This is a genomic window from Haloactinomyces albus (genome assembly GCF_031458135.1).
Classification (GTDB): domain Bacteria; phylum Actinomycetota; class Actinomycetes; order Mycobacteriales; family Pseudonocardiaceae; genus Haloactinomyces; species Haloactinomyces albus.
The window spans coordinates 852117-868692 of record NZ_JAVDXW010000001.1; the positions used below are offsets into that span (position 1 = coordinate 852117).

General features: G+C 67.8%; 16 protein-coding genes. 2 read left to right on the plus strand and 14 right to left on the minus strand.

Features of this window, described 5'->3' with window-relative positions; genetic code table 11:
* The first annotated feature begins 163 nt into the window (after nt 1-163).
* Nucleotides 164-727, plus strand: coding sequence for a GNAT family N-acetyltransferase (locus JOF55_RS03965; RefSeq protein WP_310269720.1), 564 nt, complete (start codon nt 164-166; stop codon nt 725-727).
* Between the two features lie 49 nt (nt 728-776).
* On the opposite strand, the gene JOF55_RS03970 is transcribed toward JOF55_RS03965, so the two are convergent.
* The 8 genes from JOF55_RS03970 to truB form a co-directional block, all read right to left on the minus strand.
* On the minus strand, nt 777-1241 hold the full coding sequence (locus JOF55_RS03970) for a hypothetical protein (protein WP_374727380.1): 465 nt from the start codon (nt 1239-1241) through the stop codon (nt 777-779).
* Between the two features lie 56 nt (nt 1242-1297).
* Nucleotides 1298-2038 carry a 4-hydroxy-tetrahydrodipicolinate reductase gene (gene dapB / locus JOF55_RS03975; protein WP_374727381.1) on the minus strand — a complete coding sequence of 247 codons (741 nt, stop codon included), beginning with the start codon at nt 2036-2038 and terminating at the stop codon, nt 1298-1300.
* 163 nt (nt 2039-2201) lie between these two features.
* Nucleotides 2202-4484 (minus strand): polyribonucleotide nucleotidyltransferase, encoded by a 2283-nt coding sequence (locus tag JOF55_RS03980; RefSeq protein WP_310269728.1) that lies wholly within the window; start codon nt 4482-4484, stop codon nt 2202-2204.
* A 266-nt stretch (nt 4485-4750) separates the two neighbouring features.
* Nucleotides 4751-5020: a 30S ribosomal protein S15 gene (rpsO, locus tag JOF55_RS03985; RefSeq protein ID WP_310269730.1), complete on the minus strand. Its 270-nt coding sequence runs from the start codon at nt 5018-5020 to the stop codon at nt 4751-4753.
* 347 nt (nt 5021-5367) lie between these two features.
* Nucleotides 5368-5943 carry an RNA 2',3'-cyclic phosphodiesterase gene (thpR, locus tag JOF55_RS03990; RefSeq protein WP_310269732.1) on the minus strand — a complete coding sequence of 192 codons (576 nt, stop codon included), beginning with the start codon at nt 5941-5943 and terminating at the stop codon, nt 5368-5370.
* A gap of 107 nt (nt 5944-6050) precedes the next feature.
* Nucleotides 6051-6536, minus strand: coding sequence for a helix-turn-helix transcriptional regulator (locus tag JOF55_RS03995; protein WP_310269734.1), 486 nt, complete (start codon nt 6534-6536; stop codon nt 6051-6053).
* A 158-nt stretch (nt 6537-6694) separates the two neighbouring features.
* Nucleotides 6695-7678 (minus strand): bifunctional riboflavin kinase/FAD synthetase, encoded by a 984-nt coding sequence (locus JOF55_RS04000; RefSeq protein WP_310269736.1) that lies wholly within the window; start codon nt 7676-7678, stop codon nt 6695-6697.
* A 65-nt stretch (nt 7679-7743) separates the two neighbouring features.
* Nucleotides 7744-8652 carry a tRNA pseudouridine(55) synthase TruB gene (gene truB, locus JOF55_RS04005; RefSeq protein WP_310269738.1) on the minus strand — a complete coding sequence of 303 codons (909 nt, stop codon included), beginning with the start codon at nt 8650-8652 and terminating at the stop codon, nt 7744-7746.
* A 91-nt stretch (nt 8653-8743) separates the two neighbouring features.
* On the opposite strand from truB, the gene def reads away from it, so the two are divergent.
* Nucleotides 8744-9241 (plus strand): peptide deformylase, encoded by a 498-nt coding sequence (gene def, locus JOF55_RS04010; RefSeq protein ID WP_310269740.1) that lies wholly within the window; start codon nt 8744-8746, stop codon nt 9239-9241.
* Between the two features lie 33 nt (nt 9242-9274).
* Here def and JOF55_RS04015 read toward each other — a convergent pair whose 3' ends face one another.
* The 6 genes from JOF55_RS04015 to JOF55_RS24365 all read right to left on the minus strand — a co-directional run bounded on the left by JOF55_RS04015 (nt 9275) and on the right by JOF55_RS24365 (nt 16569).
* Nucleotides 9275-10609, minus strand: coding sequence for an MATE family efflux transporter (locus JOF55_RS04015; protein ID WP_310269743.1), 1335 nt, complete (start codon nt 10607-10609; stop codon nt 9275-9277).
* 147 nt (nt 10610-10756) lie between these two features.
* Nucleotides 10757-11734, minus strand: a complete 978-nt coding sequence (locus tag JOF55_RS04020) for a DHH family phosphoesterase (protein WP_374727382.1) — start codon at nt 11732-11734, stop codon at nt 10757-10759.
* 158 nt (nt 11735-11892) lie between these two features.
* Complete coding sequence (gene rbfA / locus JOF55_RS04025; protein WP_310269747.1) at nt 11893-12402, minus strand: 30S ribosome-binding factor RbfA; 510 nt, start codon at nt 12400-12402, stop codon at nt 11893-11895.
* A 44-nt stretch (nt 12403-12446) separates the two neighbouring features.
* Nucleotides 12447-12740, minus strand: a complete 294-nt coding sequence (locus JOF55_RS04030) for a DUF503 domain-containing protein (RefSeq protein WP_310269749.1) — start codon at nt 12738-12740, stop codon at nt 12447-12449.
* Nucleotides 12741-12829: 89 nt separating this feature from the next.
* Complete coding sequence (gene infB / locus JOF55_RS04035; RefSeq protein ID WP_310269752.1) at nt 12830-15985, minus strand: translation initiation factor IF-2; 3156 nt, start codon at nt 15983-15985, stop codon at nt 12830-12832.
* 80 nt (nt 15986-16065) lie between these two features.
* The gene (locus JOF55_RS24365; RefSeq protein WP_374727219.1) at nt 16066-16569 is read right to left on the minus strand and encodes a YlxR family protein; all 504 of its coding nucleotides are present in this window, start codon (nt 16567-16569) and stop codon (nt 16066-16068) included.
* Between the last annotated feature and the right edge of the window lie 7 nt (nt 16570-16576).

The following is a 16576-nucleotide window of genomic DNA, read 5'->3' on the forward strand; positions in this document are numbered from 1 at the left end:
CTCTCGGAACCGAACGAGGCGGTGATCCTGTCAGGAAGGGCACGGCAGACGTCACGGTCCCTGCGATGCCACGTTCGATGCTGACCTGCGATGTTCGCTGCCGCATCGGCTTCGTGCTCACCACGGCACAGCGGAACGGTGTGAACGCGTTAGGTTGTCGGCCATGGCCGATGCCGATGTACGAGTCGCCGAGCCGTCCGATGCCGCCGAAATCGCACGAATTCAATTGACGACCTGGCGCACCGCCTACGCCGAGATCCTTCCCACCGAGGTGCTCGACAATCTCGACGCCGCCGAAACCGAACAGCAGTGGCAGGATGCCGTGTCCCACGGGCCGGTCTCGGTAATGGTGGCCACCGAGAGCGACTGGACCGTGGGTTTCTGCGCCGCCGGGCGGACACCCGAGCAGGAAGCCGCTGCGGCGGACGGCACGATACCGCCCGATGTGCGCACGACCGCGCTGATCAGCACCCTGCTCGTCGAACCACGCTGGGGACGACGAGGGCACGGCGGTCGGCTCCTCGGAGTGATGGCACAGCGACTCGCCGCGGGCGGGGCAACTCGCGGTATCGCCTGGATCCCCGAAGCCGACGAGGCATCCCTGGCGTTCTTCCACAGCGTCGGCTGGCCCCCGGACGGCACCGTGCGCACCCTGGACGCGGGGGGACGCCCGGTCCGGGAACTACGCCTGTCGGGCGGGCTCGATCTGCACTTCAGGCAGGACTGAGCGCACTCAGTGTGCTCGGGAGGGCGGAAGCTTTCGGCAAAACTTCAACCTAGGCGGAGCCGGGTCCCGGCGAATCCGCCCGTTCCAACTCGATCGCCCGGCGCATGGTCTTACGTCCCCGGTTGCGATCGCCCGCGAGGTCATAGGCCTGCGCCAGCGCGAACCACATCCGCCAGTCCTGCGGCGCCGCCTCCAGTTCGGCCTGCTTCTCGTCGAACCACGCGTCCGCAGCAGCACGCCGGACGCGTCCCGAGGGCCTGCGCGGCAGATGCGACACATCCGGCAGGGCACCCTCCTCGTCGAGTCGGCGGGCCAGTCGCTCGGTCCGGGCACCGAACCGGATCTGATCGAACACCAGCACCGCCCCCAGCAGAGGCAGCACCAGGACGGCCACGCCCAGGGCCACGAACACGGGCTCGCCGGTGACGATCATCGTGACCGCCCGGCTGCCCATCAGAACCAGGTACACAGCCAGCACGGCGGCCAGCACGAACGCCGAGGCACGCGGTCCCATCATGGGCCGCCGCTTCCGTTCGGGCACCACAGGCTCCACAGACTCCTGTCCGGACACTACAGCCCCAGCAATGCATCCAGCCCGACCGTGATCCCCGGCCGGGTCCCCACCTCGCGTACCGCCAGCAGGACACCGGGCATGAACGACCTGCGATCGTAGGAGTCGTGCCGGACCGTCAGGGTTTCTCCTTCGGTACCGAACAGTACCTCCTGATGCGCCACCAGCCCCGCCATGCGCACCGAATGCACCGGCACACCGTCGACGCTGGCTCCCCTGGCCCCGTCGAATTCCTTGGTCGTCGCATCCGGGGCCTCGGCCACCCCGGCCTGTTCACGCGCACGCGAGACGATCTGTGCCGTGCGCGCCGCCGTCCCGGAGGGCGCGTCGGCCTTGCGGGGATGATGCAGTTCAACGATCTCCGCGGACTCGAAGAACTTCGCCGCGATCTCCGCGAAACGCATGGACAGCACGGCTCCGATCGCGAAGTTCGGCACGACCAGCACACCCGTGTTCGGCGTGTCTCCCAACGACGCACGGACGGTCTCCAGCTCCGTCTCACCGAGCCCGCTGGTGCCGACCACCACGTGAATACCGTTGTCGACGCAGAAAGCGACGTTGTCCAGGACCGAGTCGGGATGGGTCAGGTCCACGGCAACCTGCACCCCGGCATCGGTCAACGTGCGCAGCGAGTCACCCCGGTTGACCTCGGCGACCAACTCGGTGTCCGGTGCTTCACCGACCGCCCGCACCGCTTCCGAGCCCATCCGTCCCCGGGCACCCAGGATGCCGACCCTGATCGGCGCCTCCTCGGCCTGGCTCACGTGATCCTCTCCCTTCCGTGGACGTCTGCTGCCGACCCGCTTCTCGAACACCGGGTGCTCACGGCACCACATACGTGCGGCCCGTACCGGACCACGGTATCCGGTACGGGCCGCACGCCGAATCCTCGAATCACCGAGATCACTCGGTGGGCGCCTCCGGGGCTGCCGACTCGGACATCTCGACCTCGCCCTGGGCCTCCGACTCGCCCTCGCCCGCGGACTCGGACTCCTCATCGACGGGAATCAGGCTGATCTTGCCGCGACTGTCGATATCGGCGATCTCGACCTGCAGCTTGTCGCCGACGTTGACCACATCCTCGACCTTGCCGATGCGCTTGCCGTTGCCCAGCTTCGAGATGTGCACCAGGCCGTCCTTGCCCGGCAGCAACGACACGAACGCACCGAATGCGGCGGTCTTGACCACGGTCCCGAGGAACCGCTCACCGACCTTGGGAAGCTGCGGATTCGCGATCGAGTTGATCCGGTCGATCGCGGCCTCGGCGGACGGGCCGTCGGCGGCACCGACGTAGATCGTGCCGTCGTCCTCGATCGTGACCTCGGCACCGGTCTCCTCGGTGATCGTGTTGATCATCTTGCCCTTGGGGCCGATGACCTCACCGATCTTGTCGACCGGGATGTTCACCGACGTGACCCGAGGAGCGTGCGGGCTCATCTCGTCGGGCGAACCGATCGCCTCGGCCATCACCTCGAGAATGGTGAACCGCGCGTCCTTGGCCTGGCCCAACGCCTGCGCGAGCACCTCGGACGGGATGCCGTCCAGCTTGGTGTCGAGCTGCAGGGCCGTGATGAACTCCTTGGTACCGGCGACCTTGAAGTCCATGTCGCCGTAGGCGTCCTCGGCGCCGAGAATGTCGGTCAGCGCCACGTACTGGGTCTGCTCGTCGACCTCGGCGGAAACCAGCCCCATCGCGATACCGGCCACCGGTGCCTTCAGCGGGACACCCGCGTTGAACAGGGACAGCGTCGAGGCACAGACCGAACCCATCGAGGTCGAACCGTTCGATCCCAGGGCCTCCGAAACCTGCCGCAGCGCGTACGGGAACTCCTCCCGGCTCGGCAGCACCGGAACCAGGGCCCGCTCGGCCAGGGCACCGTGGCCGATCTCGCGCCGCTTCGGAGTACCGACCCGGCCGGTCTCACCGGTCGAGTACGGCGGGAAGTTGTAGTGGTGCATGTACCGCTTGGACGTCTCCGGCCCCAGGCTGTCGATCGTCTGCTCCATGCGCAGCATGTTCAGCGTCGACACACCCATGATCTGGGTTTCACCACGCTCGAACAGTGCCGAACCGTGCGCGCGGGGAATGACGCCGACCTCGGCGGAGAGGCTGCGGATGTCGCTGAGACCGCGACCGTCGATGCGAACCTTCTCGCGGATGATCCGCTGCCGCACCAGCTTCTTGGTCAGCTCCTTCAGCGCCGCGCCGAGCTCCTTCTCGCGTCCTGCGAAGGGCTGTCCCTCCTCGACGCCTGCCCGGTCCAGAGCCGCCTGCTTGATCTCGTCGAGGCGGTTCTCCCGCTCCTGCTTGCCACCGATGGCCAGCGCCTCGGCCAGCTCACCGGAGACGGCCTGCTCGACGGCGGTGTAGGCGTCCTCGGCATAGGCCGGGAAGACCGGGTATTCCGCGGAGCTCTTGCCCGCCGCCTGCGCCAGCTGCTGCTGCGCCTCGCACAGGCTGCGGATGAACGGCTTCGCGGCCTCCAAACCACCGGCCACGACCTCCTCGGTGGGGGCTTGTGCGCCCTGGGCCACCAGGTCGGTGGTGTGCTCGGTGCCCTCGGCCTCGACCATCATGATGGCCACGTCGTCGCCCACGATCCGGCCCGCGACGACCATGTTGAACACGGCCCGCTCGAGCTGTTCGTGCGTCGGGAACGCGACCCACTGCCCGTCGATCAGCGCCATCCGGGTGCCGCCGACCGGGCCGGAGAAAGGCAGTCCGGAGATCTGGGTCGAGCTGGAGGCGGCATTGATCGCCAGCACGTCATAGGCGTCCTGGGGATTCATGCTCGTCACCGTGATGACGACCTGCACCTCGTTGCGCAGGCCGTCGGCGAACGACGGCCGCAGCGGGCGGTCGATCAGCCGGCAGGTCAGGACCGCGTCGGTGGAGGGGCGGCCCTCCCGCCGGAAGAACGACCCGGGAATCCGGCCTGCCGCGTACATCCGCTCCTCGACATCCACCGTCAACGGGAAGAAGTCGAGGTTCTCCTTGGGCTGCTTGGAGGCCGTGGTGGCCGACAGCAGCATGGTGTCGTCGTCGAGGTACGCGGCAACACTGCCCGCGGCCTGCTTGGCCAGCCGACCGGTCTCGAAACGAACCGTACGGGTACCGAACGCACCGTTGTCCAGAACCGCGGTGCTCTCGTACACGCCATCGTCGTATGACTGTTCCTCAGTCAAGTGAAACTCCTCGTCTTGGTGGGTTCTCAGGGCCCACAGCAGCCGCACGGGGTGTGGTCCGACGAGGCCGGTCATCGATCGAAGTTCCCGGGGGCGCGATATTGCCGTCACGCTCCCGGCAACCACTACCGAGGACCGGCGGACGCCTGCCCGCAGCAGCGTAAGCCCCTCGCCCTCATGTTTCGTTGTCTCGCTGTCGCACTCGCGGTTGTCCGCCGATGATGCACCGAGGGGAGTGGCCGCGTGGCCACTCCCCTCGGAACCTGTCAACGGCGCAGACCGAGTCGCTGAATCAGCGAACGGTAACGCCCGATGTCCACCTTCGTCAGGTAGTTGAGCATCCTGCGCCGACGACCGACCATCAGCAGCAGACCACGGCGCGAGTGGTGGTCGTGCTTGTGCACCTTCAGGTGCTCGGTCAGACCCGAGATCCGGTGGGTCAGCAGGGCCACCTGTGCCTCCGCCGAACCGGTGTCGGTCTCGTGCAGCCCATAGTCGGACAGGATCTGCTTTTTCTCGGTAGTGGACAAAGCCACGAGTTGACTCTCCTTGTTACGTGTCCCGTGGACCCCACCGAAGGGATGCGGCACACAACCGCATCGGGGGCTCGAGTCATCGCCGTCCGGTTCTCCCCGCCGGATTCACCACCGCCGGGTTCGGCACCATCCGGCCATTACCACGTCATCCATTCAACGGTGACTCGTTCACCTTGTGGATTTCACCAGCATGGTCGGTAACCAGCATGGTTGGTAACCGGCCGCCACGGACTGCAGCCGGACTCACCGCGAGGATACCAGCAACTCGACTCGGTCTCGCCCCCGGCAAGCCGCGTGTCCGACCACACCCCTCCCCCAGTCAGCCGGCCGCTGTCAGTCGGCCGTTGTCAGTCGACCGCTGTCAGGGCGACACGGCGGATCGTCCGGTAAACGGGCGCACTCGACTGCTGCTCACTGGACACCACCGAAACCTCGTCCGCACTCCACCACGGCCCTTCGTACGCCGTGAGGAGATCGGGCAGGGCACGGTCGGCCCGCCCCGCTGCCCAGCGCGCCACGGTCACGTGCGCCCGGAAGGAACGAGCATCGGCCCCGGCCATGCCCGCCACTGTGCTCAACACGGCGGCATCCTCCTGCCCACCCGGTTGCACGCCGACCCACAGGACCCCGCGAAACACACCCGCCCCGGTCATCCGCAACCGCGGAGGGCCGAACCCCGGTTGCGTGCGGCCCACTCGCCCGACCCGGCGGGCCAGCCGATCGCCCACCCGATCGGGCTCGGCGTCGTCGCCGTGGAAGCACAGTGTCAGGTGCCAGCGCTCCGGCGGGAGGAACCGGAACTTGCGCAGTCCCTCGGTGGCCTGCGCCAACCGCTTCGGCTGTGTCGACCGCACGGTTTCCACCGCCGCGGCGAGGTGCCGGACGGCTTCCTGCGAGGGCCAGAGCGCGGTGAACAGACGCATGGACCCATGAAGCTACCGGTTCCGGAAGGCACATCGCACGACAAGGTCGACGTTTTCCCGGAGACGTCAGCCCCTCCCCGGACACGAACCACCAGACCCGGCGGAACTCAGCGGTTCCCGGAAGCTGCCCTGCGCAACAGCTCCGCCAGTGCCGGATGGGAGCCGCCGATCAGCTCCGCTGCGGATTCGAGTTCACTGGGCCGGGCCATCTCCCGCAGCACCGGCCACGCCGATTCCTCCCGGTGGGCTCGGTGCCCGACCGGGAGATTGTCCCGCACCACCGACGGCTCCGAGTCGCGCACATCCTCCAGTGCCTGCTGGATCGCCTCGGACTCACCGGCGGCCACACCGGGGGTGAGAACCTTGCGCTCCAGCATGACCAACCGTGCCAGCACCGACGGGTTTCCGATCTTCGCCCGGCGCCCGCTCATCACCTGGCTGAGCATGGGGGCGCTGATCCCCAGAACATCGGCAAGTTGAGCCTGCGAAGTCCGAAAAGCCACGACCAGTCGCCGCACCCGGTCGCCCAGAGGTTCCCCATACCACTGACGCTGCAACGCCAGATTCCGCTGGACGATCTTGCGTTCCTCCACCTTCACTCCCCCGGTGCCGGCGTTGATCCCGAAGTCTCCCAAAGACCGAATACTGCCAGGGCACCACAGTCAGTGGGGCGCAAATGACAAAACTCCCGCAACCATTCCGGCGGTGATCGCGCGAATTCCCGCACACCGCCCTCTCCGGCAGTGCGGTTTCACACGTCCATACGCAGGCAGGCACGGGTATCGACGACATCCTGCTGCATCTGATCGACAAGCTCCTCCGGGGAGTCGAACCGAATCATCCCCCGCAACCGCCGCACGAAGTCCAGCTCCGCGTACTCGCCGTAGAAGTCGGCGTCGACATCGAGCACGAATGCCTCCACCGTGCGCTCCCGCCCGGAAAAGGTCGGATTGCTACCCACCGAAACCGCCGCGGGCAGCGTTCGTGGCGACTCGGTCGAGCCACGGCGGCGATGCGTGAACCAGCATGCATAAACACCGTCGGCGGGAATCGCCGCGTATTGCGGAGTGGACAGGTTCGCGGTCGGAAAGCCCAGCTCGCTGCCCCCACGGCCGGCGCCGCGCACCACGATGCCCTCCAGACGGTGCCTGCGCCCCAAAGCGACCGCCGCCGCCTCGACGTCCCCGGCGTCGATACAGGATCGGATGTAGGTCGAGGAGAAGGTGACGGCCTGTTCGGCCACGTCGGAGCCGTCCGTGGGGCCCGCCAGCAGACCGGCCGGTTCCGCCTCGAAACCGAACCGCTCCCCGAGCCTGTCCAGCAGCTCGATGTTTCCGGCGGCCTTGTGTCCGAAGGTGAAGTTCTCCCCCACCACGACCACGGCGGCATGCAGCTTTTCCACCAGGATCTCGTGGACGAACTCATCGGGTGGCATCCGCGACAGCTCCATGGTGAACGGCAGGACGCAGAACACGTCCACGCCGAGCTGCTCCACCAGCTCGGCGCGTCGCCGCAGTGTCGTCAACTGGGCCGGATGGCTGCCCGGACGCACCACTTCGGCCGGGTGTGGATCGAAAGTGACCAGCACACACGGCAGATCCCGTTGGCGCGCCCGCCGAACGGCATGCTCGATCAGTTTCTGGTGTCCACGGTGAACTCCATCGAACACACCGATGGTGACCACACACCGGCCCCAGCCACCGGGAAGCTGCTCCAAGCCACGCCAACGCTGCACGGCTCATCACCCTATCCGCTACTCGCGAGCATGTCCGCAAAGACCACCGGCAGGCACTCGCGTCCTCACCCGGCCGGGCTGATCACCAGCACCGGTTTGGCCACCCGCCCCTGGTCACGAACCAGCGCAACGGCATGACCGTCGGGTCCGAACATGCCGTAGGTACCGCCCACACCCGCACTCGGCACCGCCTGGCCGTGTGCGAGACCACGTGCGGTGTCCCCGTTCACGTCGATCCGGGGGAAAGCCGTGGCCACGGCATGATCCATGTCCATCGACAGGCCGGGCTCCGCCTCCAACTGCTCCAACGTGCGCACCGTCGCCAGCCCGAACGGGCCGACCCGGGTCCGGCGCAGCTCACCGAGATGCCCACCGACACCGAGCTGTTCACCGAGGTCCCTGGCCAGCGCACGCACATAGGTGCCCGAGGAGCATTCCACGAGTACATCCAACTCCGTGGTGGTCTCCGTTCGGCGAAGCGCCAGCAGATCGAACCGCGAGACGGTCACCGGCCGGGCCTCCAACTCCACGCTCTCGCCCGCCCGTGCCAGTTCGTAGGCACGACGCCCGTTGATCTTCACCGCACTGACGGCGCTGGGAACCTGCCGGAGGTCACCGGTCAATGCGGAGACCCCCGCGTGGACCGCCTCCTCGGCCACACCGGAGGCGTCCGCCGAGGACAGCACTTCGCCCTCGGCATCGTCGGTCGTCGTCGCCGAACCCAGACGGATGGTCGCCAGGTAGGCCTTCGTGTCCATCGCGAGATGACCGAGCAGCTTCGTGGCACGTTCCAGCCCCAGCACGAGGACTCCGGTGGCCATCGGATCGAGTGTGCCCGCATGGCCGACCCTGCGTGTCCCCATGATCCGGCGCACGCGCGCAACGACATCGTGCGAGGTCATACCGGCGGGCTTGTCCATCACCAGCAGGCCGGGCGAGACAGTGGAACGCGAGCTTCGAGACCGTTGTGACACGGCTGTCCATCCTCCAACACGGCGAGCACCTCCCGGCGATGGGGCGCACCACGGCGGTTAGAGTTTCGGCCAACCGATGGGAGGATGTGCAGTGGCTTTCAGACCGATCCGGCGTTTCGGCGACCCCGTTCTGCGCACGGTCGCCGATCCGGTGACCGTGTTCGACGACAAGATCGCGGCAGTGGTCACCGACCTGCTGGACACGGTTGACGCCCCCGGGCACGCCGGGGTGGCCGCGCCGCAGATCGGAGTGAGCGTCCGGGCGTTCAGCTACAACGTCGATGGCGAGATCGGCTACGTGCTCAACCCGGAAATCATCGAACTTTCCGGGGAGCAAGACGGCGAAGAGGGCTGCCTGTCGGTGCCGGGATTGAGCTTTCCCACCCCGCGTGCCGATCATGCGGTCGTCCGTGGGGTGGACCTGCGCAACGAACCGGTCACCGTGTCGGGTTCCGGCCTGATGGCGCGCTGCTTACAGCACGAGACCGACCACCTCGACGGAATCGTCTACGTCCAGCGTCTCGAGGCAGACAAACGCCGCGACGCGCTGAAACGGATCCGTGCCACCGACTGGTTCTGGGAAGGGTGAGGCAGCGGGCATCGGCAACACCGATGCCCGCGATCAGGTGACTGCGGCCTCGGTGCCGGTGCGGGTAACACCGACGACGACCCAACGGCCGGAGCGCGCTCGCAGCAGCAGCGTCAGCATCCTGCCGAGCATGAACAGACTCAGGCCCGACCAGATCCCCACCAGTCCCCAACCGAAGGCCAGCGAGAGCCAGATCATCGGCAGGTAGCCGATCGCGGCACTGAGCATCGTCGCGGTCCTGAGGTAAGCCGCATCCCCGGCGCCGAGGAAAACACCGTCCAGTGCGAACACGATGCCGGCGATCGGCTGCAACGCGACGAAGAACCACCATGCGTGCGGGATCGTTGCGAGCACACCGGGGTCCAGGGTGAACGCGAGCGGCAATACCCCGGACAGCGCGGCGAACAGCACCCCGAGCAGGGCCCCGAAACCCAGGCCGTACCAGGTGACCTGCCGCGCGATGCCCTTGGCCTGTCGCGCCGACTCGCGGCCGAGAGCCGCGCCGACCAGGGACTGTGCGGCAATCGCCAGGGAATCGAGCACGAGCGACAGGAACATCCACAGTTCCCAGACGATCTGGTGCGCCGCCGCCGTCTCCGCACCCGTCCGTGCCGCGACCGCGGTCGCCGACAGAAAGCACGCCTGAAACGCCAGCGTACGCAGCATCAGGTCGCTTCCCATGCCCAGTTGTGCACGCATTTTTGCGAGATCGGGTTTCAGCGACACTCGTTCCACGGCCAACGCGCGCAGGAACAGCCCCGCCGCGACCGTCTGGCCGACCACGTTGGCCAGAGCCGAGCCTTCCAGCCCCCATCCGAGGGGATACACCAGCAGCGGACACAGCACGGCCGACACGCCGTTTCCCGCCAGCACGTAGCGCAGCGGACGGACCGTGTCCTGCACACCGCGCATCCAACCGTGGCCCGCGAGAGCCACCAACACCATCGGCGCGCCGAGCAGGGCGATACGCAGCCAGTTCGACGCTGCCTCGGCGATGGGTCCCGGGCCTGCCAGCAGTTGCGCCACCGGGGCCGCCAACAGTTGGGCCAGCGCCAGTACGACGACACCGACGGCCACGGCCAGCCAGGTGGCCTGCACCCCCTCGGAGACGGCATCGGCTCTGCGGCCCGCGCCGTGCAACCGGGCGGTCCGCGCCGTGGTCCCGTAGGACAGGAAGGTCAACTGGCGCGAGACGATCGTGAACAGGGTGCCGCCGAGTGCCAGCCCGGCCAACGGCACCGCACCGAGGTGGCCGACCACGGCGGTGTCGACGAGCACGTACAACGGCTCCGCGGCCAGGACTCCGAGCGCAGGCACCGCCAGCGCCAGCAGGCGCCGTGCCGGCACCCGTTCGGCCGTATCGGTCACGACATCTCCCTGTAAGTTCGTGCGTACTTCGGCGCACAGCCGCGGTCTCGCGCCCACCCACAAAAATGCAGTTTCGCGCGAAACTGCAAAAATCACCGGCACCGCAGCTCGGGTGAGCTGCGTCCCCTCGGTCGAGCAGCGGCGCCCTCAGTCGAGCAGCGGCGCCTCGGTCAGGGCATTGCGCAGGGCGGCGAGGAGATCCTCGGCCGAACCCTCGGTGGTGAAACCGGAAGCGAGGTGATGCCCACCGCCACCACACGCGGACGCCGCCCAGCCGACGTCGATCCGGCCGTCGGAACGCAGCGACACCGACCAGCGGTCCGGCGCCGTCTCCTTCAGCACAGCAGCCACGTCGGCCTCGGCGGTCGTACGCACCACGTCGATGACACTGTCCAGTTCCTCGCCGCGGAGTCCCTCCGAGTGCGCGAGGCGCACCGTGGCATGCACCAGACCGAGGCCACGAGCCGACTCCGGCTCCAGCCGTGCCTCACTCAGTACTTCCGAGAGCATGCCCAGCCAACCGAAGGGATGGGTGTCCATCAGCTGCCGGGTGGTCGTTTCCGGATCGACACCGGCCTCCAGCAACCGCATCGCCATCCGGTGAGTCGCGGTACCGGCTCGGCGGAACGAACGAGTATCGGTGACCAGCCCGGCATACAGGCAATGAGCGATCGGCAAATCCATTTCCACGCCGAGGAGGTCGAGCAACCGCAACACGATCACCACGGTTGCTTCGGCGCTTTCGTCGATGACGTGGTGCGTGCCGAAACGGGTATTCGCCACGTGATGGTCGATGACGACCACATCTCCGCCCGCGGCGACCGTCGCCTCGACCCGATCGGCGAGGGCACCCACCCGCTGCAGACTGCCCGTGTCCAACACCACCAGCGTCGGCGGTGTGGCGGGCACCTCGTCCGCGGGGACCACGATCCCCTCGGCATCGAGCTCACGCAGCGAAAACGGCGGCTCGGCAGGTGTGCCGAAGGAGACCCGGACCGTGGCACCACGGTGCCGTAGCGCCATCCCGAGTGCCAGAGCACTTCCCAAGGCATCGGCATCCGGGTTCACATGCGCTAACAGCGTCACATCATCGGCCCGAGCCAGCAGGTCGGCGGCATCGTGCAGTGCGGGTCCGAGGCTGTCGGTCCCGTCGGTCTCCTCGCGCCCTTCCGCACCGTCGACCGGCGCGGTTCCGATCCGGCCGCTCACTCGTTCACCTCCAGCACACCCGGCTGCCCGGCTCCCGGCAGCACCTCATCGTGCCCCGAGGGATCCGGCGGGGTTCAACCGCCGGACGGGCCACGCCGGGCATCATTGTCAGTACGTGTGTCCACGTCGGTACCGTCCGCGGATTCGTCCTCGTTGCCGGTGTTCGCCTCGGACGTGCGATACGGATCGGCGTCACCGGCGGGTGCTGCGGTGGAAGCCAGCCGAGCCACCTCCGCATCGGCTTCCTTGGCCTGCGCCAGTGCCTCGTCGAGCCGCCGCACATCACCGGGAACGGTATCCGCGACGAAGGTCAGCGTCGGCGTGAACCGCACTCCCGTCTGCTGTCCGACCCTCGTCCGCAACACGCCGGCGGCGCTGGCCAACGCGGCGGCCGTGGAGGCGTAGTCGGCATCGTCACCGAATACGGTGTAGTACACCGTGGCGTCCCGCAGATCGGACGTGAGGCGGGCGTCGGTGATGGTCACCATCGCCAGCCTGGGATCCTTGACCTCATACTCCAGCCCGGAGGCCACGATCTGAGCGATCCGCTTGGCGAGCCTGCGGGCGCGCGCCGTATCACCCACGGCGCACCTCCTCCATTGATCAGTTGCCCGCTGGCGGGCACGAGTCAGTCTTCCGGGCCCAACATCCGTTGCCGGGCCGAGAGCAACTCCAGTTCCGGGTGCGCGGCGACCGTGCGCTCACACGAGTCGAGCACCTCGCGCACGTGCGAGACATCACCGGAAACCACGGACACTCCGATGAGTGCCCTGCGGTAGAGCTCCGGATCGCCGGCTTCCGCAGCAGCGACCTCGAACCGTCGCCGCAGTTCGGCCACCAGCGGCCGCACGACTCCGCGCTTCTGTTTCAGGGAATGGACATCACCGAGCAGCACATCCAGTTCCAGCGCACCGACATACATGACGTCACCTCACCTCACCGCGGGAGGCGAATCCGCCTCGTGGCAGGCCCGGCCCGTTGATCGGGCCGGGCCTGCACGAGAGACGCGACTCAGATGCGCGGCTTCTCCCGCATCTCGTAGGTCTCGATGATGTCGTCGACCTTGAGGTCGGAATACGACCCCAGAGTCAGACCGCACTCGAAACCGTCGCGGACCTCGGTCGCGTCGTCCTTGAACCGCTTCAGCGAGTTGACCGTCAGGTTCTCGGCGACCACGACATTGTCCCGCAGCAACCGCGCCTTGCTGTTGCGGCGCACGATACCGGTACTGACCATGCAACCGGCGATCGTGCCGACCTTCGAGGACTTGAAGACGTCGCGGATCTCCGCCCGGCCGAGCGAGACTTCCTCGTACTCGGGCTTGAGCATGCCCTTGAGGGCCTGCTCGATGTCCTCGATCGCCCGGTAGATCACCGAGTAGTACCGGATCTCCACCGCTTCGCGGTTGGCGACTTCGGCCGCCTTGCCCTCGGCCCGGACGTTGAAGCCCAGCACGATGGTGTTCTCGGCGGTGGCGAGATTGATGTCGCTCTCGTTGATGCCACCGACACCGCGATGGATGACGCGGAGCTCGACCTCCTCACCGACCTCGATCTTGTTCAGCGATTCCTCGAGCGCCTCGACGGTACCCGAGTTGTCACCCTTGATGATCAGGTTGAGCTGGTTGGTCTCCTTGAGCACCTTGTCCAGGTCCTCGAGGCTGACGCGCTTGCGCTTGGCCGCGTTCTGCGCCTCCCGGATCCGAGCGGCACGCCGGTCGGCGATCTGCCGCGCAGTCCGGTCCTCGTTGACCACGAGGAACGTGTCCCCGGCACCCGGTACCGACGTGAACCCGATGACCTGAACCGGGCGGGACGGACTGGCTTCGGTGACATCCTGGTCGTGCTCATTGATCATCCGACGCACACGGCCATGTGCACCACCTGCGACCACCGAATCACCGACCCGCAACGTGCCGCGCTGCACCAGCACGGTGGCCACCGGACCGCGACCGCGATCGAGGTGTGCCTCGATGGCCACGCCCTGGGCCTCCATCTTCGGGTTCGCCCGGAGATCGAGAGTGGCGTCGGCCGTCAACAGGATCGCTTCCAGCACGCCATCGATGTTGACACCCTGCTTCGCGGAGATCTCCACGAACATGGTCTCGCCACCGAACTCCTCGGCGACCAGGCTGTATTCGGTGAGCTGCTGGCGGATCTTGTCCGGGTTCGCACCCTCGACATCGATCTTGTTGATCGCGACCACGATCGGCACTTCCGCAGCCTGGGCGTGGTTGATCGCCTCCACCGTCTGCGGCATCACGCCATCGTCGGCGGCCACGACCAACACCGCGATGTCGGTCGACTTCGCACCACGGGCACGCATGGCGGTGAACGCCTCGTGGCCGGGAGTGTCGATGAAGGTCACCGGCCGCTGCTTGCCCTCCAGCTCGGTCTCGACCTGGTAGGCACCGATGTGCTGGGTGATGCCGCCTGCCTCGCCCTCCTGGACGTTGGCCTTGCGGATCGTGTCCAGCAGCCGCGTCTTACCGTGATCGACGTGACCCATCACGGTCACCACCGGCGGACGCGAGAACAACTGCTCCTCGGAGCTGTCCCGGTCGCCGAAGCTGAGGTCGAAGGACTCCAGCAGCTCCCGGTCCTCGTCCTCGGGGCTGACCATCTCGACCTTGTAGTTCATCTCCTGGCCGAGCAGTTCCAGGACCTCGTCGGAGACGGACTGGGTCGCGGTGACCATCTCACCGAGATGGAACATCGCCTGTACCAGCGAGGCCGGGTTGGCGTTGATCTTCTCGGCGAAGTCGGTCAGCGAGGCACCACGGCGCAGGCGAAGAGGCTCACCATTACCGCGCGGCAGGCGGACACCGCCCACCGACGGTGCCTGCATGTTGTCCATGTACTCCTGACGCTTCTGCCGCTTCGACTTGCGGCCTCGACGCGCCGGACCACCGGGACGACCGAAGGCACCTGCCGTACCGCCACGGCCACCACCGGGACGACCACCGCCACCGGGACGGCCACGGAAACCACCTCCCGGAGGAGCACCGCCCGGGGCACCGCCACCGCCACCGGGGCCACCGCCGCCGGGGCCGCCACGGCCACCACCGGGTCCACCGGTGCCGCCGCCGGGCTTACCACCGCCGGGCTTACCGCCACCGGGCTTACCGCCACCGGGCTTACCGCCACCGGGCTTACCGCCACCGGGCCCCGCGGGCTTCGACGGCATCATGCCGGGGTTCGGGCGCGGGGGCATCATGCCGGGGTTCGGACGGTTGCCGCCGCCACCACCCGACGTGGAGTCCGCTGCCGGAGCGGTTCCGGCACCCTGCTGGCCGCCTTGGCCACCCTGACCGCCTTGGCCGGTCTGGGTGCTCTGGCGATCCGGACGCTGGCCCTGACCGCGACCGGGGCCCGAACCCTGCTTGCCACCGGGACCGCCCTGCTTACCGCCGGGACCACCCTGCTTGCCACCGGGGCCGCCCTGCTTACCGCCGGAGGGACGCTGCGGTGGCGCACCGCTGCCGACACCGAACGGGTTATTGCCCGCACGCGGTGAACGCGGGCCGGGCTTGGGCGCTTGCGGCTTCGGCGGCACCACGGCGCCATCACTGTCCGTACCGGACTGCGACCCCTGCGCGGGGCCCGGTTTCGGACCCGGCTTGGGACCGGGTTTCGGACCCGGCTTCGGCACCGCCGAACGTCCGCTCGACGCCGATTCGGTCGGTGACGCCTCTGCCGCCGGGGTTTGCTCTGCCGCCGGAGTTTGCTCTGCCGCCGGAGTCGCAGGGGTCTCCTGCGCCGCAGGGGTCTCCTGCTCGGACGGCCGTGTCTCCGGCTCGGGTGTCTTCGGTTCCGGCTTCGCCGCGGGCCTGGGGCCCGGCTTCGGAACCGGCCGAGGACCCGGCTTCGGGCGCTCGGAATCGGGCTGCTTCGGGCCGGGCTTCGGTACGGCATCCCCGGCCGACTCGGGCGCCTCCGCGGCGGGCGATGCCGGCGGCGCGCCACCATCACCCTGGCCGTTGGCCGAACCCTTCTGCGACGCGCCCGCCTTCGTGAACGCGTCCCGAAGCCTGCGCGCCACCGGTGCTTCCACGGTCGACGACGCGGACTTCACGTACTCGCCCTGATCGGCGAGTTTGTTGAGTACATCCTTGCTTGTCACGCCGAGCTCTTTGGCGAGCTCGTGTACGCGGGCCTTGCCTGCCACTGCTCTCCTCATCTGGTGAGGCCGGGCGGCAGACCCGCTCGACCTCGTCCTACTGCCGGTGCGCGTTCATGGCTTCAGCTTCACGGCTGATTCATGACGGGTCGACCTGCTTCCTTCAACTGCCGGGTGCGGGGGGATCCCGCACCGGTCACATCGTGAGCCACATGCTCCACATGGGCCTGCACTGCCGAGAGCTCGAGCCGCCCGGGAACACGAAGTGCCCGGGGAAACGCCCGACGCCGCTCGGCCAGACGCAGACACGCGGGATCGGGATGCAACCAAGCACCCCGGCCCGATCGCCTGCGTCGAGGATCGGGGACGGCCGCATGACCATCCTCGGCCACCACGCGTAGCAGCTCGGAGGCCCACGTCCGGGTCCGGCATCCGACACACGTGCGGATGGGCTCGTGATGTGCACCACGGGCACCAGTGGATCGTGTGTGGATTCTCGCCCCCTCGCGTCGAGCCACCCGTGATTCTAACCCGTCGTTGCCAACGGGCCGAATCAGGTCGTCTTGTTGGTGGCGGGATACAACCGTGTCCGGACCTTCCGCTCCGCACCTTCCGATCAGCGTGGTGATCATCGGCTTC